The following is a 25082-nucleotide window of genomic DNA, read 5'->3' on the forward strand; positions in this document are numbered from 1 at the left end:
AGTTTTTTGCTGAATGTCTCATCGCTTTGTTTAAACGTCGATGATCACCAGCGTGCCTTGGCTGCCGGCGAGTACCGCGTGGGCGATGCCGGCTTCAACCAGGTACATCTGACCGGCGCCGACGTCGATGGCCTCCTCGCCAATAGACAGGCGCAAAAGGCCGTCGATCACCAACAGCCCTTCGTTGTAGTCGTGGGTTTCTTCTTCATAAGCCTGTGCATCCATGCGCAGCACCTTGATCCGCGCCGGGCCGACCTGGCCCACGCGGGTGGATTTCCAGGTGTCCGGCAGTTGGGCGGCAAGGGCGGTGAAGTCGAGTAACGGCATGGTGAAGCTCCTTGTTTCAACGATGCCGTTCGGTGGTCCGGTTCAGCGGGGTTGTTCAGTGCGGGCTCAGGCCGCGGCGATTTCATTCGGCTCAAAACTGTCCGCCCGCGCCATCTGCCACATGCGCGAATAAAACTCGCCGTTCACTTCGCCGGTGAGCAATTCGCCAGGTTTCAGGAACACATGCAGCTGCGAAAACAACTTGATCTCGGTGGCCGACATGCGCCGCACCAGGTGCTTGGCCGAGAGTTGCGAAGGGTGGTCGAGACCGGCGGCAGCGAGCATTTCGGCCAGGGCCTTCAGCGTGTTGCGGTGGAAGTTGAACACGCGCTGGGCCTTGTCCGACACCACCAGTGCGCGCTGGCGCAACGGGTCCTGGGTGGCCACCCCGGTGGGGCATTTGTTGGTGTGGCAGCTTTGCGACTGGATACAGCCGATGGCGAACATGAAGCCCCGCGCCGAGTTGGCCCAGTCGGCACCGATGGCCAGGACGCTGGCGATGTCGAACGCGCTGACGATCTTGCCGCTGGCGCCGAGCTTGATCTTGTCCCGCAGGTTCAAGCCCACCAGGGTGTTGTGCACGAACAACAAGCCTTCACGCAGCGGCACGCCGATGTGGTCGGTGAACTCCACCGGCGCGGCGCCGGTTCCGCCTTCCTTGCCGTCCACCACGATAAAGTCCGGGAGGATGCCGGTTTCGAGCATGGCCTTGGCGATGCCCATGAATTCCCACGGGTGGCCCAGGCAGAACTTGAAGCCCACCGGTTTGCCGCCCGACAGTTCACGCAGCTGGGCGATGAAGTGCATCATTTCGATGGGAGTGGAAAACGCGCTGTGGCGCGAAGGCGAGATGCAGTCCTCGCCCATCATGATGCCGCGGGTGTCGGCGATTTCCTGGGTGACCTTGTGCTTGGGCAGGATCCCGCCGTGGCCCGGTTTGGCGCCCTGGCTCATCTTGATTTCGATCATCCGCACTTGCGGGTTCTGCGCCTGCACGGCGAAGCGTTCCGGGTCGAAAAGGCCGGCGCTGGTGCGGCAGCCGAAGTAGCCGCTGCCGAGCTCCCAGGTCAGGTCGCCGCCGTTTTCCCGGTGATAGGGGCTGATGCTGCCTTCACCGGTGTCATGGGCGAAGTTGCCGAGCTTGGCCCCCTGGTTGAGCGCGCGAATCGCATTGGCGCTCAGCGAACCGAAGCTCATGGCCGAGATGTTGAACACCGAGGCCGAGTAGGGCTGCTTGCATTGCGGGCCGCCAACGATCACGCGAAACGCGCTGGGGTCGCTCAGCGGCGCGGGGCGCATGGAGTGGCCGATAAACTCAAAGCCCGACTGGTACACGTCGATCAGCGTGCCGAAGGGTTTGTCGGCACTTTCATTCTTGGCGCGGGAGTAGACCAGCGAGCGCTGGGCCCGGGAGAAGGGCAGGGCGTCGCTGTCGGATTCCAGCAGGTACTGGCGGATTTCCGGACGGATGCCTTCCACCAGGTAACGGATATTGCCCAGGATCGGGTAGTTGCGGCGCACCGCGTGGGGGCTTTGCAGCAGGTCGAAAATGCCGATCAGGCTAAGGATGCCGGTGACCACGGCGATCGGCCACAGCCATTCGTGTTCGATAAACGGCATGCTGGCGAGGGTGAAAATGACGCAGACGGCAAAGAACGCGTAACGGCTTAACAAGGACAGGCTCATACAGGGTTCCTTAGTTTTTATCCTGTAGGAGCGAGCTTGCTCGCGAAGGTCGTTAACGATAGCGCGGTTGTCTGGATGACCGCGGTGCATTGACGTTTTTCGCGAGCAAGCTCGCTCCTACAGGGCTCGATCAGGCGTTTTGCGCCTGCAGAAAAATCGAGAACAGCTCCGACTGGGATTTGATCCCTAGCTTGCTGTACATGTGTTTCTTATGGACTTTCACGGTTTCAACAGAGATTTCCAGCTTACGAGCGATTTCCTTGCTGGAGCAACCACTGAGCATCAAACGGCCCACATCCAGCTCCCGCGCGGTGAGTTGCGCGCCCCAGCCATCGTTGTGGATCGGCTGCTCCGGAGCGCTCACCTGGTTGAGTTCATGGGGCAGGCGCTGGCGCAGCAAGCCCAGTACCCACGGTTGAATCAGCGACAGCAGGGCAATCTGCTGTGGGTCAAAGCGCTGTTTGGAGCCCAGGGACAGGCATAGGGTTCGCCCGTCCGGTTGCTGGCAATTGAACTGGATTTCATCGGCCACCACGTTCAACCGGAAGTAGCGCTGGTAATACTCGGTCAGCTCGAAATGCTCCGGGGCCACTTCGGCCAGGCGAAACAGCCCGGTGCGCGAGTGTTCGCGGCTGGCGATGTAGAAGGGATCGAGCAGGTATAAACCGTTGAGGTAATCCTGGAACAGATGGTCGGGTTCGCCGTCCTGGCCCGGGCATTCGGCGAACACCAGGGGTTTGTGCTCGCTGCTGAACAGCAACACCACCCAACTGTCGAACGGCACATATTGGTCCAGCAACCGGACAAGCTGCGTCCAGAAATTCGGCTGGTCCAGGGCGTCTATCATCTGCCCCACCGAACGGTGCCAGGCGATGTCTTCCAGCGACAATGTCATGCATCTACCCCCATAGGGTTAACCCGGCTGCGTGATTTCCCGAGTGTTCGCGGCTGCGCATACTGCGCCACAGATAAAGAACAAGGAATAACCATGAAGGTCGAATTTGCCCAGCTGGCAGGCCGCGATAACGGCACAGCTTACAACCTTGAGCGCGCGTTGGCGGCAATTGCTGCGTGTGCGGCGGATACCCAATTGGTCGTATTCCCGGAAACCCACCTGATGGGCTTCCCGACCGCCGGCACCGTGGCCGAGGTGGCCGAGCCGGTGGACGGCCCGACCGTGCAGGCGATTATCCAGGCCGCCCGCGCGCGCAACATCGCCGTGGTGATCGGCATGGCCGAGAGCGACGCGGGCCAATTCTATAACACCACCTTGATGATCACCCCGGACGGCATCGCCCTGCGCTATCGCAAGACCCACCTGTGGGCCTCGGACCGCGGCGTCTTCACCCCGGGTGACCGCTACGCCACCTGCGTGTGGAACGGCGTGCGAGTTGGCCTGTTGATCTGTTACGACATCGAATTCCCGGAAACCGCCCGGGCCCTGGCGCAGTTGGGCGCTGAAGTGTTGATCGTCACCAACGGCAACATGGACCCGTACGGCCCCACTCACCGCACTGCGATCATGGCCCGCGCCCAGGAAAACCAGGCGTTCGCGCTGATGGTCAACCGAGTGGAAGAGGGCGACGACGGCCTGATGTTCGCCGGTGGCAGTGCGCTGGTCGACCCGTTCGGCAGCTTGCTGTTTGAAGCCGGGCGCGGGGAAGGGCAGTTCCGCGTTGAACTGGACCTGGGGCAACTGGCGGCGGCGCGACAGGACTATCGCTACCTGGATGACCAGCGCTTGAAATTGCCGGGGGAGGTGATTGAGCGCGAGGACGGGACGCGGGAATTGTTGATCCCCAAACCCTGACACGGGTCTCGTGGCAAGGATGCTGTTGTGGCGAGGGGGCTTGTCCCCCGTTGGAGTGCGAAGCGCTCCCGCTTTTTCTGGGGCCGCTTCGCAGCCCAACGGGGGACAAGCCCCCTCGCCACAGAAGCTGCATTTCACCAAAAAGCTGCTTCAACCATAAAAATTATTGCGTTCGCTGCACCGACTTCAGTTCTGCCATAAATCTAATAATTGCGCGGAGAATCGCTCATGGCTCGTTTGCAACGCACCCTGTCGTTAGGGTCGGTGGTGCTGTTTGGCATCGCCTATATGACACCGATCATTGTCCTGGGCACCTTCGGTATCCTGGCGCAATCCACCGCCGGCATGGTCCCGGCCGCTTACCTGGCCGCCCTGGTGGCGATGTTCTTTACCGCCATGAGCTACGGCCGCATGGCCTCGGCGTTCCCGGTGGCCGGGTCTGCCTACAGCTATGTGCGCAAGGCCATCAGCCCCAAGCTCGGGTTTATCGCCGGTTGGGCGGTGTTGCTCGACTACCTGTTCCTGCCCATGGCCATCTGGCTGATCGGCGCGGCCTACCTGCATTCGGCCTTCCCGGCCGTGCCGCAATGGGTCTGGGTACTGGCGTTTATCGGGGTCACCAGTGTGATCAACATCATCGGCCTGAAACTCGCCAACGGCATCAACGCCTTGCTGATGCTGGTGCAGTTCCTGGTGCTGGTCGCCTTCGTCGCGCTGTGCATCCACTACATCGGCGGTGATGCGAGCAAGCCGCTGTGGACCATCACCCCGTTCTTCAACGGCCAGATGCAAATGCCGTTGATCATGAGCGGTGCGGCGATCGCCTGCTATTCGTTCCTGGGCTTTGACGCGGTCAGCACCCTGACCGAAGAAACCCGCGACCCGCGCCGCACGATTCCCCGGGCGATCATGCTGATCACCCTGATCGGCGGGCTGATCTTCGTCGGTGTGTCGTACTTCGTGCAGATCGCCCACCCATCGTTTGAGTTCACCGACGTGGATTCTGCCGCCTACGAGATTGCCCGCAACATTGGCGGCGACCTGTTTGTGTCGATCTTCCTGATCGGCCTGATCGTCGGCCAGTTCGCCTCGGGGCTGTCGGCGCAGGCCAGCGGTTCGCGGTTGCTGTTTGCGATGGGGCGCGACGGGGTGTTGCCCAAGTCGTTCTTCGGTACTTTGCACGCGCGCTTCGGTACGCCGGTCAACAGCATCCTGCTGTGTGCGGTGGTTGCGTTACTGGCGTTGAGACTGGACGTCACCACCTCCACCTCGTTCATCAACTTCGGTGCGTTCCTGGCTTTCAGCCTGGTGAACCTGTCGGTGATCTTCCACTACTGGATCGGTGCCAAGCAGCGCGGTTTGCGGGAGTTGGTGCTGTTCCTGGTGTTCCCGACCATCGGCCTGGTGGCGGATTTGTGGTTGATGGTCAGCCTGGATCACCTGGCGATTTACCTGGGCCTGAGCTGGTTGGCGATTGGCCTGGTGTACCTGGGTTTCCTGACGCGGGGCTTCTCCCGGCAGCCCCCGGAAATGGACTTTCAGGAAGCCGCATAGAAGCTTGGGGTCTATTCTTATTGCAATCGGTTCTCGTTTGGGTGCATCATTTGTGTTACTGTATAACACTTGATGTTCACCCAGACGCCCCGGAGGCCTTATGAAACCTGGTATCCACCCCGACTACCGCACCGTGTTGTTCCATGACACCGCCGCCGACGTTTTCTTCCTGATCGGTTCCACCGTGGAAACCGACCGTACGCAACAACACAGCGACGGCAACACTTACCCCTACGTACTCCTGGACGTGTCCAGCGCCTCGCACCCGGTGTACACCGGCCAACAGCGCAAGACCCAGTCCGAAGGCCGCATCGCCGGCTTCAACAAGCGATTTGCGTCGTTTGGTTCGGCCGGTAAAACCGCCGAGGCGTGATGCACCGCGCGTTACCTCAGGGCCGCTTCATTCAATGAAGTGGCCCTTTTTTATGCCCATCTGACGAAGTGATGTCGCAAGGCCATCACTGCAAAGAAAAACCGACTAAACTGCTGGGTAATGGCCAGGAGGCTGTTACCTTGACCGTAGGACACGCACATCGACGCTATACGAGGTGCCCCATGGGAGAGTCAGTGACCTTCGCAAATCCCGACCGCCCGGTAGTGCTGTTGATTGACGCACACCCGGACGTGCTGGACCGCCTGACGCAGTTGCTGCGCCTGGAACCCTTTGAATTATGCAGCGCCACCGACGCCGCTCACGCGCTGGCGATTCTGGCGCAGCAACCCGTCGACCTGGTGATGAGTGCCGCGCGCCTGCCGGACATGGACGGCGCCACCCTGCTTGCGCAGATCCACCATGATTACCCGCACACCGTGCGTATCCTGCTGACCGGTGAAACCGACCTGACGCTGATCATCAAGGCCATCAACGAAGGGCAGATCTACCGCTACCTGAGCAAACCCTGGAAAGACGAAGAACTGCTGCTGGCGTTGCGGCAATCCCTGGCCCATCAACATTCCGAGCGTGAGCGCCTGCGCCTGGAGCAATTGACCCGCCAGCAGAACGACGAACTCAAGCAACTCAACGCCAGCCTGGAAAAACGCGTGGCCTCACGCACCAGCGAGCTGCAGCAAACCGCTGACATGCTCGACCTGGCCTACGAAGAACTCAAACACAGCTACGCCACCGGCACCGAAGTGTTCTCGCTGCTGGCCAACCTGCGCTTGCCCCGAGCCAAGCAAACCAACCGGCAGATCATCGAGCTGGTGCGCACCTGGTGCCACGGCCGCGGCCTGGATGAGGCCAGCAATCGCGACCTGACCATGGCCGCCGCGCTCTACAACATCGGCAAGTTGAGTTGGAGCGACAACATGATGGTCTCTCCCAGCGACCTGCTGCACAGCACCTACCGTGAGCGGTACCGGGCGTATCCGGCCCAGAGCGAATCGTTGCTGATGACCCTGGAACCGATGAAAGACGCGGCACGCTTGATCCGCCATCACCAGGAACGCTGGGACGGCAGCGGCTTTCCCGACCACCTCAAGGGCGAAGCAATACCTGTAGGTTCGCGCCTGTTGAAACTGGCGGTGGACTTCATCGAATTGCAACGCGGCTTGATCCTTGAGCGGCAGATGAACAGCGACGAAGCGCTGCTCTACATCCGCAAATACGCCGGGCGCCTTTACGACCCGGACATGGTCGAGGACTTCGTCCAGGCGTGCGCCGCGTTCCTCAGCGACGTGACCCTGGGCGACCCGTCGGTCAAGGTCCTGAGCACCCGCGAACTGGCCGAAGGCATGGTGCTGGCGCGCAACCTCAACGCCGACAACGGCATGCTGCTGCTCAACGCCGGCAAGGTGTTGAACCTGCCGCTGGTGGACAAGCTGATTGCGTTCGAGGCCATGGAAGGGGCGAAGTACAGCGTGTTTATCAAGGAACCGGATGAGACGCCGCTTTCGAGCTGATACCGGTTCATGGGATCCTTGCGCCTTTGTATTCAAGGCGACTTTCCCATGACCTCCACCATTCGCATCGCCGCCGCCCTGCTGATCGGCAGCGACGGCCAGACCCTGCTGGTACGCAAGCGCGGCACCCAGGCCTTCATGCAGCCGGGCGGCAAGATCGATGCCGGCGAGCAACCCGTAGAGGCTTTGGCCCGTGAGCTGCACGAAGAACTGGGCCTGCGGATTGATCCGGCGGCGGCTGTGTACCTTGGGCAGTTCTCGGCGCCGGCGGCGAATGAGCCGGGGTTTGTGGTGCAGGCCGATTTGTTCCAGGTGCACATCGACGTGGCGGTGATGCCGGCTGCCGAGATTGAAGAGGTGTGCTGGATCGACCCGGCTGGCGACGGTGGTTTGCAGCTTGCGCCGCTGACCCGGGATTTGATTCTGCCGTTCTATCGCGCCTCTCTGATCCCTGCCTGATCTTGTGGCGAGGGAGCTTGCTCCCGCTGGGGCGCGAAGCGGCCCCAGGATTTTTGGGTCTGCTGCGCAGCCCGGCGGGAGCAAGCTCCCTCGCCACAGGTATCCGCTACAGGTCAGCGAACGGCGCTGACGCCGTCCAGGGTCGAAAACGAGGTGTCCTTGGCCGTCAGCAGAAAATCACGCATGTACGGCGCATCGAGCATGTCGGCGCGAATCCCGGCGTACAGCGTGGCAAACAAACCTTTCTCCCCCAGCCGCTTGGCCTTCACATACCCCCGGGAGCTGTATTCATGCAGCGCCCAATGGGGCATGCCGCACACGCCGCGACCGCTGGCCACCAACTGCATCATCATCACCGTCAGTTCCGAGGTGCGCACCTGGGCCGGTTCTACATCTGCCGGTTCCAGGAAGCGGGTGAAGATGTCCAGGCGATCCCGTTCCACCGGGTAGGTGATCAGGGTTTCGCTGATCAGGTCTTCGGGCACGATGTACGGCTTGTTCGCCAGCGGGTGCTGGTTGGCCACGGCGAGCATGGCTTCGTAGGTGAACAGCGGTACATAGGTGATGCCCGGCAGCTCCAGCGGGTCCGAGGTCACCACCAGGTCCAGGTCGCCACGGGCCAGGGCCGGCAGCGGCGCGAAGGCGAAGCCGGAGGCCAGGTCCAGCTCGACTTCCGGCCAGGCATCGCGGAACTGGTCGATGGTCGGCATCAACCACTGGAAGCAACTGTGGCACTCGATGGCCATGTGCAAACGCCCGGCCGTGCCGCCGGCCAGGCGCGCGATGTCGCGTTCGGCACCGCGCAGCAAGGGCAGGGTGGCGTCCGCCAGTTGCAGCAGGCGCAGGCCGGCGCTGGTGAAGCGCAGCGGCTTGGTCTTGCGCACGAATAACTGCATGCCCATGCGCTCTTCCAGTTCCTTGAACTGGTGGGAGAGTGCTGATTGCGTCAGGTGCAGGCGCTCAGCGGCCTCCACCAGGCTGTCGGCTTCGCGCAAGGCGTGCAGGGTCTTGAGATGGCGGATTTCGAGCACGGGGTCTCCATGAATATAACTTGTGACAAATTCGGATCGGTTGAGTTTGTCTCATGTTGTTATGTGTGTCGACCGTCGTGCGCAAGTCCCGCCGCCTTTACACCCCGGCAAAGTGCCGGGTGGCCAGCGCTCGCCCGATATTGCCGCGCCAGATAGGGTCCACCGCGACCCCGGCTTGCGCCTGGGCGACTTGCCATTGCAGGCCCAGGTTGCGCTGCTCGGGAATCTTCAAGTGGGCCTTGATGAACTCGTCGAACTGCGCCCCGGCCTTGTCGTAATGAAAGTGCGCATACCACAGGGTGGCGGGCGGCGTTTGTGTCAGGTCCTGAATCACGTATTCCTGAAGAAAAACCGCCCGTCCTTTCTTGCCTTCATTGAGGTTGCGGGCCGGTTCGCCCTTGCGAATCTCCACCACCCGTTGTTCGCGAAGGTAGTCCAGATAGCCTTCGGTGGGGGTTTTGCTGGCGAGGGTCTGGCGGATTCGCAGGTTGCGGCCCTTGATGGTCAGCTCCGCGGCCTTGGCCCGCAACTGGCGCACGAGGTCTTCGGTGGGGTCCAGGCGTTCCAGGCGATTGGCCCGCAGGTTCAACTCGGCCGCTTCACTGACCAGCAGGTGCTCCAGGTCCACCGGCAGCATTTTTTGCTCGGTGTAGGCGGTGGCGCGGTTTTCGTACAGCGCGACGTTGTCCAGGCGAGCCCTGGCTTCGCTCACCACGAACGGCTTGACGTTGGACTCCGGCGGCGCGGGTTCCGAGGCGGCATTGTCCTTGAGCCGGGACTTGCCGCCGGGGCCCTTGATCCAGGTCTCGGACCGCCCTCTGGCGCTCTCGACCCGGTAAGTAGTGGCCTGGGTTTGCGGGTCGATGATCTCGGTACCTACCAGGGAAATATCGTCCTCGGTGTCGAATACCCGCCGTACAGGTTGCCCGGCCGGTGGGCGGCTTGCCGGCGACTCCTTGATGGCCCGGCGGGCGAGTTCGATCATCTGGTCAATGTCGACGAAAAACGCACTGAGTTGCGCCTGGTCGAAATGCTGGGGGTAACCGAGGTTCCAGGTGCGGATGGTCAGCCGGAATTGTTCATAGGCCTGTATGCAGTCTTCCAGCACCTTGCGCCGCTGTGTGATGTTGGCAGTGGCGTTAGGCAATTCAAAATGCGAAGCCTGGGCCCGGTTGACCTTGGCATAGCTGTCACGGGCCTGGGCTCTCAGGTACCACCAGGACAGTTCGGTCACTTCGGGGTATACCTCAAGGGTGTCGAAGCGGTGCGCCAGCCTCAGGTGCATGCGGTAGTTGTCATTAAGCACGTGTCGGAACCGTTCCAGCATCGGGCTTAGCCGGGCACGGTGGGCGGTGTCAGTCACCTGTTCGAACCAGCGATTGAATTGGGGAAAGTCGGCATCGATTATGTCCAGGTTGCGCAGAATCTCGACACTGATCCTTTTACGTTGCCGCAGAATGTCCAGCACGGCAGGAACAAGCGCCGGTGTGCCGAAAATCTCGGGGTTGATGGCGGTCATGTTATGGGTTCCAAGCTCCAGGATCCGTGCCTCGATCTGCTTGAAGTGATAGCGCGCCCGGTTCAGGGTGGTGAGGGTCAGGCGCGCCGCATTGCGGCTCATGTCCTCTCTGATCGCGCGCTGGCGGTTGCCGCTGGTAAAGGGCACGAACTCCGTCAGTTCCTGATACTGGCGGCTGTACAGTTCGATGTCCTGCTCGAAGGATCTGCGGATCGCCGGGCCTGCGCTGTCGGTGCGGGCCATCAGTTCTTCGGTTCGGTTAATGGAGAGCGCAATCAGGTCTTCACGGCTGTTGATACTGTTGGCCAGCGCCTGTTGGCGGCGCAGGGCGCGGTCGGTCCACCAGCGCGGCAAGTAATCACGGATCGCCTGGGGCCAGATCGGATCAAGCACTTCGGCCATATGCCCGAGCACGCTGCCGCCACCCGCCAGGCCGCCCTTGAATGCGCTGCCGTAGACGCCGTAGTGAGTGTCCCATTCGCCGTTTTCATCCAGGGCAATCGGCTGCTTGTAGGTTTTGCTGCGGGTCGGGCTCAGGCGCCAGTCCAGGGGATCGCCGGCCAGCTCAACCTGATAGATGCGCCCGCGCCGCATGATGAAGTCGCCTTCGGTATGCCGGTACACATTGCGATAAAAACCGTGGGTCTGCGGTTGCAGCCCGGCCAGCGAGATCACTCCTTCATATTCATAACCGGCGAAACGCTGTGCCGCCCGCCGAGCCTGGGTGACCGAGGGCAGGTGCAGGCTGGCGGCGCTGCTGGCCAGATGGCGCAATTGACGCTGGCGCGTGGCAGCGCGGGCGTTGATCGGCAGGGCGAGGCTGCCCGGCAGAATGTCCATGGCGCAGTCGATCAGCGACAACAGCACCGCCTCGACCTCGGCCAGGCCATGGCCGACGTTCCCGCGCAGGAACGCAGCAGTGGCCAGGTTGGCACTGGACCAGGCGTCATACAGCGCGACGACCGAACCGACGAAAGGCACCAGCCCCAGGGCGATTTTCAGGTAGTTGAAGATCAGCCCGGCGCGCAGCGCATTCTGCTCCAGCAACAAGGCCGCGTTGGAGCGCGAGGTCGCGCGATGCGCTTCTATGACGCGGCCCATATGGGCGTTCAGCAAATGGGCGGCCAGCGATGTGGTGGCCGGCCACGGTGTTCCGACGGCAAAGATCGGATCAAAATTCCGTTGCTGGGCCTGGGCGATCCGGGCGAGGTGGGCGGCGGTGTCGCCCTTGATGGCCAGGCCGGCCAGGTAGGCGCTCATGCCGCTGACCAGGCTGAGGTCGTAGAGCGCCTTGCGGGCCAGTTCCAGGCTCGCGTAGCGCCGCAGGTCCTGGTTGTCCGGGCTGTTTGGCAGGTACAGCAGGGTTGTGCCGGAGATTTGTTCCTGGATGAAGGTGACCCCTGACAGGGTGGTCGGACCGAAGTCGGTATCTTCACCGCCCGCACTCAGGGTGGCCGGCAGCAGCACGATTTTCTTGTCTTCCACCTGCCAGGCATCCGCGTTGTCGGCGTCGATGGCGATGTTCAGCAGCCGCAGATCGTTGTCGTCGAATCGCCCCAGGGCCCGCGCGCGTTTGCCTTGCAGTATGAGCATCAGGCGCAGGGGCTCGGTCAGGCATTCGCGACGGTGCTGCGTGGTGAAAGGCGCCGCCGCGGGATCACCGAGGAAGGTGCGGGTGATCAAGCTTTCGTAGGCCCCGGCGAGGTCCAGCTCCTTGACCAGGGTCTTCAGGTATTCCAGGGACAGGCCGGTGGTCAGCCGGGTGGTTTCAGGGGCATTGGGGCCGGAGACATCGAGCTTCATGTAGGTCAGGCGCTGGGCCAGCGTCGGGTCGATGTTTTGCTGGGCCAGTTGCAACAATGACAGGGTGCTGCGGCGGGTACTGGGCACCGTCACATACTTGAACGGTGTACCCGGGCCCGCGTATTCGGACAGGTATTCGCGCTCCTGGCTGACCGTATCGGGCAGGTCCAGTTGCACCGACCAGGTGTGTTCAAGCTGGAAGTCTTCGCGCAGGCGTTGGTCCAGGCGGCGCTGGCCGAAGTCGTCGAAGGGTTCCAGCTCGCGCTCGAGCAATTGCTGCGAGCGATGCAGGGCGCTGATCTGCGCGTGTATCAGGTGCTTGAGCGCCAGGCGTTCATCTGCCGGCAACTGGCTCAACTCCCCAGGCAGTGCCCCGGCCAGGGTGCTGCTGCGTTGTTGCTCGAGCAGTTGTCCATACGCCAGTTCCCGCGCCGGGCACACCGGGGTTTGCAGGGTAAACAGGGTTTGCTCTTTGAGTTTGTCCAGGCCTTCGGTTCGCTCCTGGCCGAACGGAGGCACCGGGAAGAGGGAGATCAGCGCATACGCCTGTTGTTCGCTGGCGTACAGCTGCTGTTGCAACGAGTATTCAATCGGGTCGCCGGTCAGCAGCGACAATTGCAGGGTGACGTCCTGCGCTTCGCTCGACAGCTTGAACAGCGAGTGTTCCAGGGCTTGGCGGGATTCGAAACGCTGCAGGCCGCCTGCATTGCCGGGCCAGTACAGCAACAGGCTGTGGGGCACCGAAGAGGTCAGCGCGCTGGTCTGGGTGATGAGCAACAGGCCTGTCAGCTCCTCGGAACCTTCCCTTGGGTCACGGCTGGAGAGGATCAGGCGGGTCACCGCGACAGCCGGGCGGCGTTCCGGGGCCGCGGGGTGTTCCGTGACGGCCAGGAGCAGGCCGTGTTCTTCATCGCTGATCTGCTGGAGCGCATGCTGGATGGCGCCCTCGGCGCGCAGGGCGGCGAGCCGCGCCTGGTAGAGCGCGTCATAGTCCGGATTGGGTTTTTGCCGCAGCTCAAGTTGATCGAAGGCGGCTTTTTTTGCCAGCAGGCCGCTGGCGGCATCATTGCCGGCCTGCTCTGCGTCTTTCAGCGCCTGCATCAAACCCTTCAACTGCGCCAGCCGGGCGGTTTGCTCAGGGCCATCGCCCAGGAAGCGCTCCAGTGCGCTGCGTTGCAGCCTGATCGCGGCCCAGCGTTGGCCCAGGGCAATGTCGGCGCTGAGGTGGCCGAAGGGCAGGGCAGGAGGCAGGTCGTCAGCGTCCGGGCCGGGCGTATCTGCCGGTTGATGCGGTGCGATAAGCATCGGGATTTCCCGGCGCTGGCTGTCCAGGCGGTCGGCATCATCCAGGGCATGGCTGGCGTAACGGGCCAGGTCACTGCCATTGCGATGACGGTTGCGCAGGCTTTCCAGCTGAGCCGCGTGCAGGTGCGACAGCAGGTCCAGAATGCCGTGCTCCAGGGGTTCGGTGCGCGAGCTGTATTCGACGGTGACAGCGTCAGCCGCGACGTCCGGCGGGATCAGTTGCTGATGCGCTGCGACCAGCCACTGCTCCATGTCGCGGCGTTGGCTGAAGACCATCACGCCGGGTTGCCGGCAGGGCAGGTACAGGGTTTGTGTCAACAGCGGCTCCTGGCCCACGGAGATGACCCAGGCGCCAGCCAATTTGACCTTGCTCTGGTCGGGCAGCAGCAACGCCAGCTGGCAGGTCTCGACGGGGCGTACGCCATTGGGGGTGGTGACCGGGTTGAGCACTGTCTGCAACGAGATCAGTTGTTGGGCACCCAGCCTTCCCTGGGCATAGGCCGATTGCCCGCAGGCCTCGAAATGCTGGCAGTACAGTTGTGCCGCCCGCTCGCGACGGGACAACGGCGTACCCGGCGCCCGGGTACTCCAATAGTTTTCCCAGCGGGCGCTGAGCAGTTTCCCCAGGCCCAGTGCCTGGAGCCGCTTGAGCAATTGCACGGGCGTGAGGGCTGACAGGCGGTGGGACGCCAGGCCGACCACGGTGCTGCGCGTATCCAGGGTGGGGGAGATGTCTGGAAACTGGCAGATAAATCCCCAGGCATCCACCAGGCTGACGAAGTGCTCGTCGTGATCTTCGGTCTTGAGAAATCCCAGGCCGACCGGTGCGGCGCCCAGTTGCCAATGCTCTGTGAGCAGTTGTTCGATGGAGTCACGTACGCCGGGTGCCTGGGCAATCAGTTGATGCAGCTCCTGTTGGCTTTCGCGCCAGCGCGCTGAGGCTTGCAGGGACAGGCTTTGGTCCTGGAGGCGGGCCTGGCCTGGAAGCGACGGTGAGGCGAAGTCGCTCAGGGTGGCAGACGGGGGAAGTAGGGTGAGGTCACTCATGATGGTGTGTTCATGCTCTGGTGAGACCGGGCTTGCCGGTGAATGCACCATTAAAAAGGCGGGGCCAGGGCGTGAGGTGATAGATAGATACGCGGATGACCGTTGGGCGCCCTTCATCAAACTGTCACTGAACTGTGGCAGCGCGCTTGTACAAAGTTCATCAGACTCGCGCTCTACTGGGGTTCTGCGTTTCGGTGTTTTTCATGCGCGTGTTGTTTTTCATGGCCGCTCTGTTATTCGGCCTGCCGTCCTTTGCGGCTTCTCGATGTGATGTGAATGTCCCGACTGAACGGGTTGATCTGGAACAGGTGAGCCTGGCCTACCAGAGCATTGGTCGTGCCTCCGACCCGGCCTTGCTGCTGGTGATGGGCCTGGGCGGGCAGTTGATCCACTGGCCGGACGAAGTGGTGGTGGCCCTGTGTGAGCAGGGCTTTCGGGTGATTCGTTATGACAACCGTGATGTCGGGCTGTCCACCTGGCGCCAGGCACCGGCCAGCGCCAACCTGACCTTCGAAGTGCTGCGCTACAAGCTCGGCCTGCCGGTGGCGGCGCCCTACACCCTGACCGACATGGCGGACGACGCACTGGGCTTGATGGACGGCTTGCACATCCAGCAATTCCACGTGCTGGGCGCGAGCATGGGCGGCATGATCGCCCAGCACCTGGCGGCCATGGCGCCGCAACGGGTGGAAAGCCTGACGCTGATCATGACCAGCTCCGGCGCCGAAGGCCTGCCGGCACCGAGTGCGGCGCTGGTGCAACTGTTGTCGCGCCGCAGCGCGCCCAATCGTGAAGTGGCCCTGGAACAACAGGCCGACCTGCTGGCGGCGCTGGGCAGTCCTTATGTGAAGGATGATCGCAAGGTGCTGTTGCAGCAGGCGGCGCAGTCGTACGACCGGGCGTTCAACCCTGACGGTGTGAAGCGCCAGATCATGGCGATCCTTGCCGAACCGAGCCGGGTGCCGTTGCTCAATCAACTGCGGGTGCCGACGCTGGTGGTGCATGGCACGGCCGATCCGTTGTTGCCGGTGATGCATGGGGTGCACCTGGCGGCGCATATCCAGGGCAGCCAGCTGCGGCTGATTCCGGGGCTGGCCCATCGTTTCCAGGAGGCGTTCAAGGCGCCGTTGCTGGCGGCGGTCTTGCCCTATTTGCAAGCGCATCGTCAGGATGCGGCGCATTGGGCGCAAATCGACCCGGTGGCGCCTGCGAAGGTTTTGTAGGGGCTTGACGGGGTGTATCGTGGGATCTTTCCGGCGTGTAATGCCAGCGAGGTTGCCTAGTCATGAGTACTCCCCTGAAAATCGATTTCGTCAGCGACGTGTCGTGTCCCTGGTGCATCATTGGCCTGCGTGGCTTGACCGAGGCCCTGGACCAACTGGGTCCGGAGGTGCAGGCCGAGATTCATTTCCAGCCGTTTGAGCTGAACCCCAACATGGCTGCCGAAGGGCAGAACATTACCGAGCACATCACTGAAAAGTACGGTTCCACGGCTGAGCAGTCCCAGGCTAACCGGGCGCGGATTCGTGATATGGGGGCGGAGTTGGGGTTTGCGTTTCGTACTGACGGGCAGAGTCGTATCTACAACACGTTTGATGCGCATCGTCTGTTGCATTGGGCGGGGCTTGAGGGGTTGCAGTACAACCTCAAGGAAGCATTGTTCAAGGCGTATTTCACTGACCAGCAGGATCCGTCTGATCACAGGACGTTGGCGGGGATTGCCGAGGGTGTTGGGCTGGATCGTGTGCGGGCAGAGGAAATTCTGGCTTCGGACGAATATGCCGCCGAGGTGCGGGAGCAGGAGCAGTTGTGGGTATCTCGCGGGGTGACTTCTGTGCCTACCATCGTGTTCAACGATCAGTACGCGGTGAGTGGTGGGCAGCCGGCTGAGGCGTTTGTCGGGGCGATTCGGCAGATTATCAGTGAGGCCAAGGGCTGAATGGGGGCTGTCAGATAAAAATCAAAAGCAGCCGACCTGAGTGTTAGAAGCAAAAGCAGAGCCGCTTTATGTGGGAGCGGGCTTGCTCGCGAAGAACCAGAGGGCGCCGCGTTGAATCAGGATGCCCGAGTCATCGTTAACGACCTTCGCGAGCAAGCCCGCTCCCACATTTGGAGCGTGCCCGCCTTTGATTTTGCTGTTGCTTCAATCAAACTTATAGCTGATGGCAGTCTGCACCTGCCCCTGATTCACATCCCCGGTCTCCTTGACGATGCTGCTATTGGCCGCTGACCCCACCAGGTGTATCCAACTGGCACTGGTCAACAGCGACCACTTCGCATCCAAAGGAAACTCAAAACTCTGCGTCAGCGTCAGGTTCTGAAACCCGGCACTGGCGTTATACGGCCGAAACCCCGAGGCCGCAGCCTCATTGGCATCCACCCCGAAAAACGTCTGCGCCTGGCGGGCATCGGCAAAGTGCGCCATCAGGCCGGTGCTGCCGATAATGCCGCTCCCCAACGGATAACCCAACTCGCCGCCGAGCTTCCCCACAACCCCGCTTTGATCACGCGCCCCGCCCACGGCCTGACCCACCTGTGCATACACCCGCCAGAAATCAGCCGGAGCGTACTGAATAAAGCCTCCAACCTCGGCCATATCCGAAACATCACGCAAGCCCCGCAGCGACCCATTGGCCGTCCGCCCCGGCAAGTAGTTGATGTAAGGCCCGGCAGTAAAGCCATGGGTATTCAGGGCACTCCAGGTCAGCCCATCGTCGGTACCCAGGCTGACACTCCCCCAATCCAGATCGAAATACGGGATCGGCCGCGTTTCGTAGCGGCTGCCCGTCGGATCATGGGGCTGATAGCTGACGCCTGCGCCGACCTCGCCGGTAATTCCGTCCGCCAGCGCAGCGCCGCAAACGCCCCACAGCCCCAGCAAACCGGTGAATACAGCAAAAGTAACCCTGAACATGGAGCCATTTCCTTTTGTGAACATGCGCGCATGAACGCGCAAACACCCGACCTTAGGCAAGCACTCATCTAGGTTGTAGCAAGCTACAAAAATTGTAGCCAGTTCCGACACAACCAAATGCAAATACCCGCCAAACCCTTTGAAAACAGGGGGTGCGAGCACTTGGCACAGTCCATGCTCTAGCACTCTGCAAGCGCAACAGCGCGCTCCTACTTCATAGGTAAATGCAGATGATCCACTGGCATATCGTGTGTGACTTCGACGGGACCATCACCCCTACCGACGTCATCGACAACGTCCTCCAACGCTTCGCCGGCCCCGAGTGGGAAACCATCGAGCAGGAATGGCTGGATGGGCACATCGGTTCGCGCGAATGCCTGAGCCGTCAACTGGCGCTGATCAAGGCGACCCCGGCCGAGTTGCTGGCGTATTTCGACAGCGTCGAGATCGACCCGGACTTCCCGGACTTCGTCGATCACGTCATGGGCCTGGGCGCTTCCATTGAAGTGGTCAGCGATGGCATCGAACAAGGCATCGCGCGGATTCTCTCGCGCAACTACGTGACCTTGCTGCCGATCCTCGCCAACCGCCTGCGCCAGGTCGACCAGAACAGCTGGCGCATCGACTTCCCGTATGCCAGCGACGCCTGCCGTGCCGCCTCCGGCAACTGCAAGTGCAAGTCCACGCCGCGCAACAAGCGCGTGCTGGTGATCGGCGACGGCAAGTCCGACATGTGCGTGGCCTCCACCGCCGACTTCGTCTTCGCCAAGGCCAGCCTGGCCGACTACTGCGAAGCCAACAACATCCCTTACGCGCGGTTCGACACCTTCGCCGAACTGCCGGCATTGCTGGCCAAGCTGCCTCAGGGCATCGCCGCCAACGCCACCTCCTTCAGCACCTCTTCCGACAATCAGGAACTCTTCCACCATGTCTGATATCCGCATCGCTACCGCAGAAGACCAGGTTCTTCTGGATAAAGAAGCCAAGTACTGCTCCTACGGCGACACCGTTCACTACATCGACCCGCCGCGTATTTTCAGCCGCTGCGAAGGCTCCTACGTGTGGGACACCGAAGACCAGGCTTACCTCGACCTGCAAATGTGGTACTCGGCCGTTAACTTCGGTTACGCCAACCCGCGCCTGAACAACGCGCTGAAACAGCAGATCGACACCCTCCCGCAAATCGCCAGCCAGTACCTGCACAAAGGCAAGATCGAGCTGTCGGAAATGATCGCAGTCGACGCCAAGAAAAAATTCGGCCTCGACGGTCGTGTGCACTTCAACGTGGGCGGTTCGCAGTCCATCGAAGACTCCCTGAAGGTGGTGCGTAACGCCACCAACGGCAAGAGCCTGATGTTCGCCTTCGAAGGCGGCTACCACGGCCGTACCCTTGGCGCTTCGTCGATCACTTCGAGCTACCGCTACCGTCGTCGCTATGGCCACTTCGGCGAGCGCGCCAACTTCATCCCGTTCCCGTACCACTTCCGCGGCCCTAAAGGCATGACCAAGGAAGAATACGGCAGCCACTGCGTGCAGCAGTTCGCCCGTCTGTTCGAAACCGAATACAACGGTGTGTGGGACCCGAAAGTCGGCCAGAGCGAATACGCCGCCTTCTACGTCGAGCCGATCCAGGGCACCGGCGGCTACGTGATCCCGCCGATGAACTTCTACAGCGAGCTCAAGCAGGTCCTCGACCAGCACGGCATCCTGATGGTCGTCGACGAAATCCAGATGGGCTTCTGGCGTACCGGCAAGCTGTGGTCGATCGAACACTTCGACGTCAAGCCGGACGTGATCGTCTTCGGCAAGGCATTGACCAACGGCCTGAACCCGCTGGGCGGCATCTGGGCCAAGGAAGAGTTGATCAACCCTAAGATCTTCCCGCCAGGCTCCACCCACTCCACCTTCGCGTCCAACCCGTTGGGCACCGCGGTAGGCCTGGAAATGTTCAAGATGACCAGCGAAGTCGACTACGGCGCAATGGTCATGGCCAAGGGCAAATACTTCCTGGCCGGCCTGCAAGAGCTGCAAAAACGCTTCCCGATCATCGGCGACGTCGACGGCCTGGGCCTGGCACTGCGCTGCGAAATCTGCGGCCCGGACGGCTTCACTCCGGACAAGGCGACCCTGGACTACATGGTCGAGGAAGGCATGAAGGGCGACATGGTGGTTGACGGTCAGAAACTCGGCCTGATCCTCGACGTGGGCGGCTACTACAAGAACGTGATCACCCTGGCACCGTCCCTGGAAATCAGCTACCCGGAAATCGACCTGGGCCTGAAGCTGCTCGAGCAACTGCTTGTGCGAGCGACCAAACGGTGAGCAGCCACGAGATCGACCTCGGTGAAGGTGATGCCGGCTTCGTTCTCGGTAGCGGTCCGATTGGGATCTTGTTGATCCACGGCCTGACGGGCACCCCGACGGAACTCCGTCGGGTGGCCCAGGGGTTGGCCAAGGTCGGTAACTGCACGGTGTACGTGCCGACCCTGGCCGGCCACTGCGGGGACAACAGCGACCTGCAAGCCACCGGCTGGCAGGACTGGTACGAAGGCGTGCGCAAGACGTTCGTCGCGGTGAAACAGCGCCACGAGCAGGTATTCGTCGGCGGCTTGTCGATGGGCGCGGTGATGTCGATGTACGTGGCGTCGCAGTTCCCCGGCCAGGTTGCCGGCTTGCTGATGTACTCCACGACGTTGAAGTACGACGGCTGGAGCATCAACAAGATGGCGTTCATCACGCCCTTGCTGATCCGTATTCCCTTCGGTGTGCGCCTGTTCCGCTTTACTGAAAAGCCGCCCTACGGCATCAAGAACGAGCGCCTGCGGGCGATCGTCGAGCGGCAGATGAAGGAAGGGGAGAGCAGCGAGGCGGGTCTCTTGACCATGGAGGGCGTCACGGTGCGCGAGTTGCACTGGATGAATGCCGTGGTGAAGAAGCTCATGCCATCGATCAAGACCCCGGCCCTGGTGCTGCATTCCATCGAGGATGACATCACCAGCCGCTGGAACGCCGATTACGTGGAACGCCATCTCGGCGGCCCCGTGACCAAGATCCTGCTGGACAACTGCTACCACATGATCACCGTCGACCTGCAATACCGTCGGGTGATCGAGTTGAGTGCCGAGTTTGTCGGGCAGCACGCACACGCCACAGAGGCACCTGAAGATTATCGACAGCTGGCTTGAACCCTAAGGATTTGACGTGATCACCGCCCAAGCCTTTTCGACCATTCGGGCCATCGAACGCAGTGCCTGGAACGACTGTTTTCCCGATGCCCTGGAGGATTGGGACTATTACGTGGCCGTGGAAAACGCCGCTATTGATGACTTTCAGTGGCGCTACCTCGCGGTGTTTGACGATGCAAGGCTGGTGGCGGTCGCACCGGCGTTCATCACGCGGTATCGCCTGGACACCACCGTGTCAGGCGTAGGCAAGCGCTTTACCGAGCGCCTGGAGCGACTGTGGCCGGGTGTTTTGAAGCTGGGCCTGTATGCCATCGGCTCGCCGGTGGCGGAGCAGTGCAATGCGGGCATCGCCAGCCACGTTGCCGAATCAGGGCGCGAGGCTCTGCTTGCGCAATTGCTCGCTGCCGCGCGCCAGGATGCCGATACGTTCGGCGTCGGGCTGGTGGCGGTCAAGGATGCACCGACCAGGGACGAAGGCTGGTCAAACAGCTGCCTTGGCGCGGGTTTCCAGAGCATGCCCAGCCTGCCAACGGCCTTGTTGCCGATCCCTTTTGGTTCAGTGGACGCCTACCTCGGTTCCCTGGACAAAGCCACCCGCAAGGACCTGCGCCGCAAACTGCGTGCGCCGGGGCCGCGTGTCGAGTGGCGACGCAACATCGACGACGTACTGCCGCGCATCATGGCGCTGTATGAGGCCACCCTGGAACGCTCCGACCTGCAGTTCGAGCGACTGCCGGCAGGCTATTTCACCGGTATCCTTGAACAGCTGCAGGAACGTGCGGTCTGTGTGCTTTATTGGGTGGACGAGCAACTGGTGGCGTTCAACCTGATCCTGCTTAACCGGGATCGCCTGATTGACAAGTTTTTCGGCGAAGACAGTAACTACAGTCGCGAATACAGCCTGGCGGTGCGCAGTTGGTTAACCAACATCGACTACTGTATTCGCAACGATATTGCGTTATATGAATGTGGTCAGGCCGGCTATGCCAGCAAGTTGCTGCTGGGCTGCGAGTTCCAGGGCAACAGCATGTTTTTCCGCCACCGTAACTGGCTGGTCAACCGTGCGCTGTTCGTTGCAAAAGTGTTTCTCCGACCGGATCGATCCGACCCTGCCATGGCTGCTGCGATAAGCGAAACCTGATGATCAACAAGACCCGCCAAAAAGCCCGCCCCTTTGCCATTTCGCGTTGGAGCGTCCAGCGCAAGCTGGTGTTGGCGTTCTGGCTGGTGACGGTAATTCCGACGATGATCGCGGCGGAGCTGGCCGCCACGACGTTGTCGCAGATCTTCGACAGCAACGTGCGCATCTGGCTGCAGGAGTCGACCAAGATCGTCAAGGACGAGATCGGCGACATCCTCCACGACAACGCCCGGGTTGCCCAACTGTTCCTGCGCTATACCAAACCGCCGTCGTCGCGCCAGGCCGAGAAACACGACAAGCTGACCGCCGATATTGCCGCCGCCACCGACATCGACGTGGTCGCGCTGATCCGCAGCAGTGACCACAAAATCGTGTTTACCACCGCCGCCGACGACATCGTCAAGCAAATCAACCTGGCCAGTAATGCGGTGTTGCAGACGGTCGAAGTGGGTGGCGTGACCACCGGGGTTGTGGTGTCCACCTTCGAGACCAGCGAGGACGGCGTCGATTATCAACTGCTGGTGGCCACTTATCTGGACAGCAGTTTCCTGACCAGCGTGGCCGATGTGCATTCCCTCGACCTGCGCTTGTACCTGGCCAACCCCAGCGGGTTTTCGGAGATTTTCTCCACCCAGCGCTTTGTCGATCACCCCGCGCGGATTCCTTCGAGTATCGAATCCGCGCTGCGCAGCACCAAGCAACCCAGCGAACAATTCACCAACAACTACAGCGGTTTGTACTGGCCGATCTTCAACGATGCCGGCGAGCTGCAAGGGGTGATCTTCAGTGGCTTGCTGCGCCATACCAGCCTGGTGGGCCTGGTGAACCAGAGCAATCTGTTCGTGTTGATCTTCCTGCTCAGCTCGGCGTTGTCCCTTGGTGCGGGCATGCTGGTGTCCCAGCGCCTGACCCGGCCATTGCGGGATCTGTCCGAAGGCGTCAGCGCGGTGATCTCGGGTAACTATCAGCACCGTGTGGCGGTCAGCGGCGGCGACGAGCTGGCGCAACTGAGCAGCACCTTCAACCACATGACCGAGCGCCTCGGTGAGTTGCATCACCTGGAAGCGCAACTGCGCCGCCGCGACCGCCTGCATGCACTGGGCGAAGTGGCCATGGGCCTGGCCCATGAAATTCGCAACCCGCTGGGCATTATCAAGACGGCCACCCAGTTGCTGCATCGCCGCGCCGATTTGCCGGAAACCGACAAGCGTCACCTCGAATACGTGATCAGCGAAGTCAGCCGGATCAACGACCTGATCACCGAATTCCTCGACTTCGCCAAACCCAGTGCGCCGCTGCGCACCGTGCAGGCGGCACGCCCGGTGGTGGAGGAGATCCTCGGCTTCTGCGGGCCTGAGCTTGCGACCCATAACATCGACGCGCAAATTGATGATGCGGCTCCCGGCGCGACGATTTATGCCGATGCCAAGCAGCTCAAGCAGGCGTGCCTGAACCTGATTCTCAACGCCATCGACGCCATGCCCGGAGGCGGGCGCCTGACCCTGGGCATCCACAGCGTGGGCGGCAACACGGTGATCAGCATCGGCGATACCGGCGAGGGCATTGCGCCGGACATGATCGAGCGGATCTTCACACCATTCGTCACCACCAAGGCCTCGGGCACGGGCTTGGGTCTGGCCAAAGTGTTCTCGATCATGGAAAGTCATGACGGCAGCATCGAATGTGTCAGCGAGACAGATGCCGGCGCCACCTTCAGCCTGTACATTCCGGCCCAGGGTGCAGACGACGGCGATGATGAGGATGGTGATGACGCATAACGTATTGGTAGTTGACGACGAACCCAAGCTCTGTGACTTGCTTTCGTCGGCCTTGAGCCAGAGCGGGATCCAGGTGTTTACCGCCGGCAACGGCCTGCACGCGCTCAAGGTGCTGGAGCAGGAAGACATCGACCTGGTGATCAGCGACTGGCGCATGCCCGGCATGGACGGGCCGGCGCTGCTGGCGGAAATCAAGGTGCGCTACCCGCAGTTGCCGGTGATCGTGATGACCGCCTACAGCACCGTGAAGAACGCGGTGCAGTCGATGCGCAACGGCGCCTACGACTATATCGCCAAGCCCTTCGATATCGACGAGCTGGACATCACGGTGGCGAAGGCCCTGCAGTTTCGCGACATCATGCGCGACAACGCGCGCATGCGTGCCGAGTTGGATGAACATGCGCAGTTCGACAGCCTGGTGGGTGACAGCCCGGCGTTCCGCCGCGTGCTGCACGCCGTGGACTCGGTGCGCGACAGCAACGCTACGGTGCTGCTGACGGGCGAAAGCGGCACCGGCAAGGAGATGGTCGCCCGCGCCATCCACAAGCACGGCAACCGCGCCGACAAGCCGTTTGTGGCGGTCAACTGCGCGGCAATCCCCGAAGGTTTGCTGGAAAGCGAGATGTTCGGCCACCGCAAGGGCGCCTTCACTGGCGCCGTGGCGGATCGGGTCGGGCGCTTCATGCAGGCCGACAAGGGCACGTTGTTTCTCGATGAAGTGGGTGACATGCCGTTGGCGTTGCAGGCGAAAATCCTGCGGGCCTTGCAGGAGCGGGTGATCGAGCCGGTGGGTGACCCGCGCGAGCGCAAGGTGGATGTGCGAGTGATCGCTGCCACCAACAAGAATTTGCTGGATGCGGTGGCGAACAAAGAGTTTCGTGAAGACCTTTACTACCGGCTGAATGTATTTCCGATTCCGCTGCCGGCCTTGCGTGAGCGGGTGGAAGATATCGCGCCGCTGGCCCGGCACTTTGCCCAGACCTTGAGTGCCACGGCGGGCAAACGCATCACCGGTTTCAGCCCCGAGGCGTTGCAGGCCATGGCGGCGTATTCCTGGCCGGGCAATATTCGTGAGCTGCAGAACTGTGTGGAGCGGGCGACCATTGTCGCGGCGACGCCGGTGATCGAGGATATTGATTTGCCGGCGTATCTGTTTGCTTCGACGCCTGCTGAGGATGGGGTGGGCGCGATACTCAGCAACGGGCCGGGTGTGCCGCAGGATCTGGATGCGGCGCTGGCTGAGGTGGAGAAGGCTTACATCATGGCTGCGTTGCAGGAGAGCAACGGGGTGCAGGCTGCGGCGGCGCAGAAGATCGGGATTTCCGAGCGCAGTTTTTGGTATCGGTTGAAGAAGCTGGGGATTCAGGTGGACAAGATTGTTCGCTAGGGGGCGCTGAGCGGTTGCTTGGGGGCATATCCGCTATTTAGGTAACGGCGACTTATGGTTCCGCTCTTACAGCGGGTCACTTTTGGCAAACGCCCGGAATGCCGGCCCAGCCAAAAGTAAAAGGTCTTTGCCCCACCACTCGGTGCCTCGCTTAGGCTCGGCATGCCCGCACTCCGGCCATCGTGGTTGACGGGGTGCCTAAGATCAAAAGCAAAAGCACAGCGGCCTCCCGGC

The 25082-nt window shown here is 61.7% G+C and carries 19 protein-coding genes; 13 read left to right on the top strand and 6 right to left on the bottom strand.

The features are described from left to right. Positions 1 to 30: 30 nt before the first annotated feature. The 3 genes from HX818_RS18270 to HX818_RS18280 all read right to left on the bottom strand — a co-directional run bounded on the left by HX818_RS18270 (position 31) and on the right by HX818_RS18280 (position 2908). A complete protein-coding gene (locus HX818_RS18270) occupies positions 31 to 327 on the bottom strand; it encodes a cupin domain-containing protein (RefSeq protein ID WP_003216439.1) in 297 nt (98 codons plus the stop codon). 66 nt (positions 328 to 393) lie between these two features. Next, entirely contained in the window at positions 394 to 2013 is a 1620-nt protein-coding gene (locus HX818_RS18275; RefSeq protein ID WP_177020506.1) for an FMN-binding glutamate synthase family protein, read from the bottom strand. Positions 2014 to 2143: 130 nt separating this feature from the next. Beyond that, on the bottom strand, positions 2144 to 2908 hold the full coding sequence (locus HX818_RS18280; protein ID WP_003216446.1) for a LuxR C-terminal-related transcriptional regulator: 765 nt from the start codon (positions 2906 to 2908) through the stop codon (positions 2144 to 2146). Positions 2909 to 3001: 93 nt separating this feature from the next. On the opposite strand from HX818_RS18280, the gene HX818_RS18285 reads away from it, so the two are divergent. The 5 genes from HX818_RS18285 to HX818_RS18305 all read left to right on the top strand — a co-directional run bounded on the left by HX818_RS18285 (position 3002) and on the right by HX818_RS18305 (position 7738). Then, entirely contained in the window at positions 3002 to 3823 is an 822-nt protein-coding gene (locus HX818_RS18285; RefSeq protein ID WP_102369845.1) for a carbon-nitrogen hydrolase family protein, read from the top strand. Between the two features lie 228 nt (positions 3824 to 4051). After that, positions 4052 to 5377 (top strand): APC family permease, encoded by a 1326-nt coding sequence (locus HX818_RS18290; RefSeq protein ID WP_003216451.1) that lies wholly within the window; start codon positions 4052 to 4054, stop codon positions 5375 to 5377. Positions 5378 to 5477: 100 nt separating this feature from the next. Further along, positions 5478 to 5750 (top strand): type B 50S ribosomal protein L31, encoded by a 273-nt coding sequence (locus tag HX818_RS18295; protein WP_003216453.1) that lies wholly within the window; start codon positions 5478 to 5480, stop codon positions 5748 to 5750. 182 nt (positions 5751 to 5932) lie between these two features. Next, the gene (locus HX818_RS18300) at positions 5933 to 7279 is read left to right on the top strand and encodes an HD domain-containing phosphohydrolase (protein ID WP_177020507.1); all 1347 of its coding nucleotides are present in this window, start codon (positions 5933 to 5935) and stop codon (positions 7277 to 7279) included. Between the two features lie 48 nt (positions 7280 to 7327). Continuing rightward, positions 7328 to 7738: an NUDIX domain-containing protein gene (locus HX818_RS18305; protein WP_177020508.1), complete on the top strand. Its 411-nt coding sequence runs from the start codon at positions 7328 to 7330 to the stop codon at positions 7736 to 7738. 113 nt (positions 7739 to 7851) lie between these two features. On the opposite strand, the gene metR is transcribed toward HX818_RS18305, so the two are convergent. Both metR and HX818_RS18315 read right to left on the bottom strand, forming a co-directional pair. Further along, complete coding sequence (metR, locus tag HX818_RS18310) at positions 7852 to 8769, bottom strand: transcriptional regulator MetR (protein ID WP_003216460.1); 918 nt, start codon at positions 8767 to 8769, stop codon at positions 7852 to 7854. A gap of 97 nt (positions 8770 to 8866) precedes the next feature. After that, positions 8867 to 14443, bottom strand: a complete 5577-nt coding sequence (locus HX818_RS18315; protein WP_177020509.1) for a dermonecrotic toxin domain-containing protein — start codon at positions 14441 to 14443, stop codon at positions 8867 to 8869. A gap of 203 nt (positions 14444 to 14646) precedes the next feature. Here HX818_RS18315 and HX818_RS18320 point away from each other — a divergent pair, with 203 nt between their 5' ends. Further along, positions 14647 to 15666 (top strand): alpha/beta fold hydrolase, encoded by a 1020-nt coding sequence (locus tag HX818_RS18320; RefSeq protein WP_177020510.1) that lies wholly within the window; start codon positions 14647 to 14649, stop codon positions 15664 to 15666. 62 nt (positions 15667 to 15728) lie between these two features. Beyond that, positions 15729 to 16382 (top strand): DsbA family oxidoreductase, encoded by a 654-nt coding sequence (locus tag HX818_RS18325; protein WP_177020511.1) that lies wholly within the window; start codon positions 15729 to 15731, stop codon positions 16380 to 16382. Positions 16383 to 16586: 204 nt separating this feature from the next. Here the strand turns inward: HX818_RS18325 and HX818_RS18330 are convergent, their stop codons facing one another. Next, positions 16587 to 17357 carry a MipA/OmpV family protein gene (locus HX818_RS18330; RefSeq protein ID WP_177020512.1) on the bottom strand — a complete coding sequence of 257 codons (771 nt, stop codon included), beginning with the start codon at positions 17355 to 17357 and terminating at the stop codon, positions 16587 to 16589. 230 nt (positions 17358 to 17587) lie between these two features. Between HX818_RS18330 and HX818_RS18335 the strand changes: the two genes are divergently transcribed. Genes HX818_RS18335 through HX818_RS18360 form a run of 6 tightly spaced genes read left to right on the top strand, consistent with a single transcriptional unit; the run spans position 17588 to position 24848 of the window. Next, positions 17588 to 18292 (top strand): MtnX-like HAD-IB family phosphatase, encoded by a 705-nt coding sequence (locus tag HX818_RS18335; RefSeq protein ID WP_177020513.1) that lies wholly within the window; start codon positions 17588 to 17590, stop codon positions 18290 to 18292. Next, positions 18285 to 19679: an aspartate aminotransferase family protein gene (locus HX818_RS18340; RefSeq protein ID WP_003216473.1), complete on the top strand. Its 1395-nt coding sequence runs from the start codon at positions 18285 to 18287 to the stop codon at positions 19677 to 19679. The genes HX818_RS18335 and HX818_RS18340 overlap by 8 nt, the downstream gene beginning before the upstream one ends. Beyond that, entirely contained in the window at positions 19676 to 20542 is an 867-nt protein-coding gene (locus HX818_RS18345) for a carboxylesterase (RefSeq protein ID WP_003216475.1), read from the top strand. The genes HX818_RS18340 and HX818_RS18345 overlap by 4 nt, the downstream gene beginning before the upstream one ends. Positions 20543 to 20558: 16 nt before the next feature. Continuing rightward, positions 20559 to 21683, top strand: coding sequence for a GNAT family N-acetyltransferase (locus HX818_RS18350; RefSeq protein ID WP_177020514.1), 1125 nt, complete (start codon positions 20559 to 20561; stop codon positions 21681 to 21683). Further along, a complete protein-coding gene (locus HX818_RS18355; RefSeq protein WP_102369840.1) occupies positions 21683 to 23461 on the top strand; it encodes a HAMP domain-containing sensor histidine kinase in 1779 nt (592 codons plus the stop codon). The genes HX818_RS18350 and HX818_RS18355 overlap by 1 nt, the downstream gene beginning before the upstream one ends. Then, on the top strand, positions 23451 to 24848 hold the full coding sequence (locus HX818_RS18360) for a sigma-54 dependent transcriptional regulator (RefSeq protein WP_003216481.1): 1398 nt from the start codon (positions 23451 to 23453) through the stop codon (positions 24846 to 24848). Before HX818_RS18355 ends, HX818_RS18360 begins: the two co-directional genes overlap by 11 nt. Positions 24849 to 25082 lie beyond the last annotated feature (234 nt).

This window comes from Pseudomonas sp. F9001 (genome assembly GCF_013385435.1).
GTDB lineage: Bacteria > Pseudomonadota > Gammaproteobacteria > Pseudomonadales > Pseudomonadaceae > Aquipseudomonas.

Coding starts and splice junctions, on each gene's coding strand:
- HX818_RS18275 (WP_177020506.1), bottom strand. CDS start 2,013: ATGAGCCTGTCCTTGTTAAGCCGTTACGCGTTCTTTGCCGTCTGCGTC.
- HX818_RS18290 (WP_003216451.1), top strand. CDS start 4,052: ATGGCTCGTTTGCAACGCACCCTGTCGTTAGGGTCGGTGGTGCTGTTT.
- HX818_RS18270 (WP_003216439.1), bottom strand. CDS start 327: ATGCCGTTACTCGACTTCACCGCCCTTGCCGCCCAACTGCCGGACACC.
- HX818_RS18280 (WP_003216446.1), bottom strand. CDS start 2,908: ATGACATTGTCGCTGGAAGACATCGCCTGGCACCGTTCGGTGGGGCAG.
- HX818_RS18325 (WP_177020511.1), top strand. CDS start 15,729: ATGAGTACTCCCCTGAAAATCGATTTCGTCAGCGACGTGTCGTGTCCC.
- HX818_RS18305 (WP_177020508.1), top strand. CDS start 7,328: ATGACCTCCACCATTCGCATCGCCGCCGCCCTGCTGATCGGCAGCGAC.
- HX818_RS18300 (WP_177020507.1), top strand. CDS start 5,933: ATGGGAGAGTCAGTGACCTTCGCAAATCCCGACCGCCCGGTAGTGCTG.
- HX818_RS18285 (WP_102369845.1), top strand. CDS start 3,002: ATGAAGGTCGAATTTGCCCAGCTGGCAGGCCGCGATAACGGCACAGCT.
- HX818_RS18330 (WP_177020512.1), bottom strand. CDS start 17,357: ATGTTCAGGGTTACTTTTGCTGTATTCACCGGTTTGCTGGGGCTGTGG.
- HX818_RS18340 (WP_003216473.1), top strand. CDS start 18,285: ATGTCTGATATCCGCATCGCTACCGCAGAAGACCAGGTTCTTCTGGAT.
- HX818_RS18335 (WP_177020513.1), top strand. CDS start 17,588: ATGATCCACTGGCATATCGTGTGTGACTTCGACGGGACCATCACCCCT.
- HX818_RS18295 (WP_003216453.1), top strand. CDS start 5,478: ATGAAACCTGGTATCCACCCCGACTACCGCACCGTGTTGTTCCATGAC.
- HX818_RS18315 (WP_177020509.1), bottom strand. CDS start 14,443: ATGAGTGACCTCACCCTACTTCCCCCGTCTGCCACCCTGAGCGACTTC.
- HX818_RS18320 (WP_177020510.1), top strand. CDS start 14,647: ATGCGCGTGTTGTTTTTCATGGCCGCTCTGTTATTCGGCCTGCCGTCC.
- HX818_RS18360 (WP_003216481.1), top strand. CDS start 23,451: ATGACGCATAACGTATTGGTAGTTGACGACGAACCCAAGCTCTGTGAC.
- HX818_RS18355 (WP_102369840.1), top strand. CDS start 21,683: ATGATCAACAAGACCCGCCAAAAAGCCCGCCCCTTTGCCATTTCGCGT.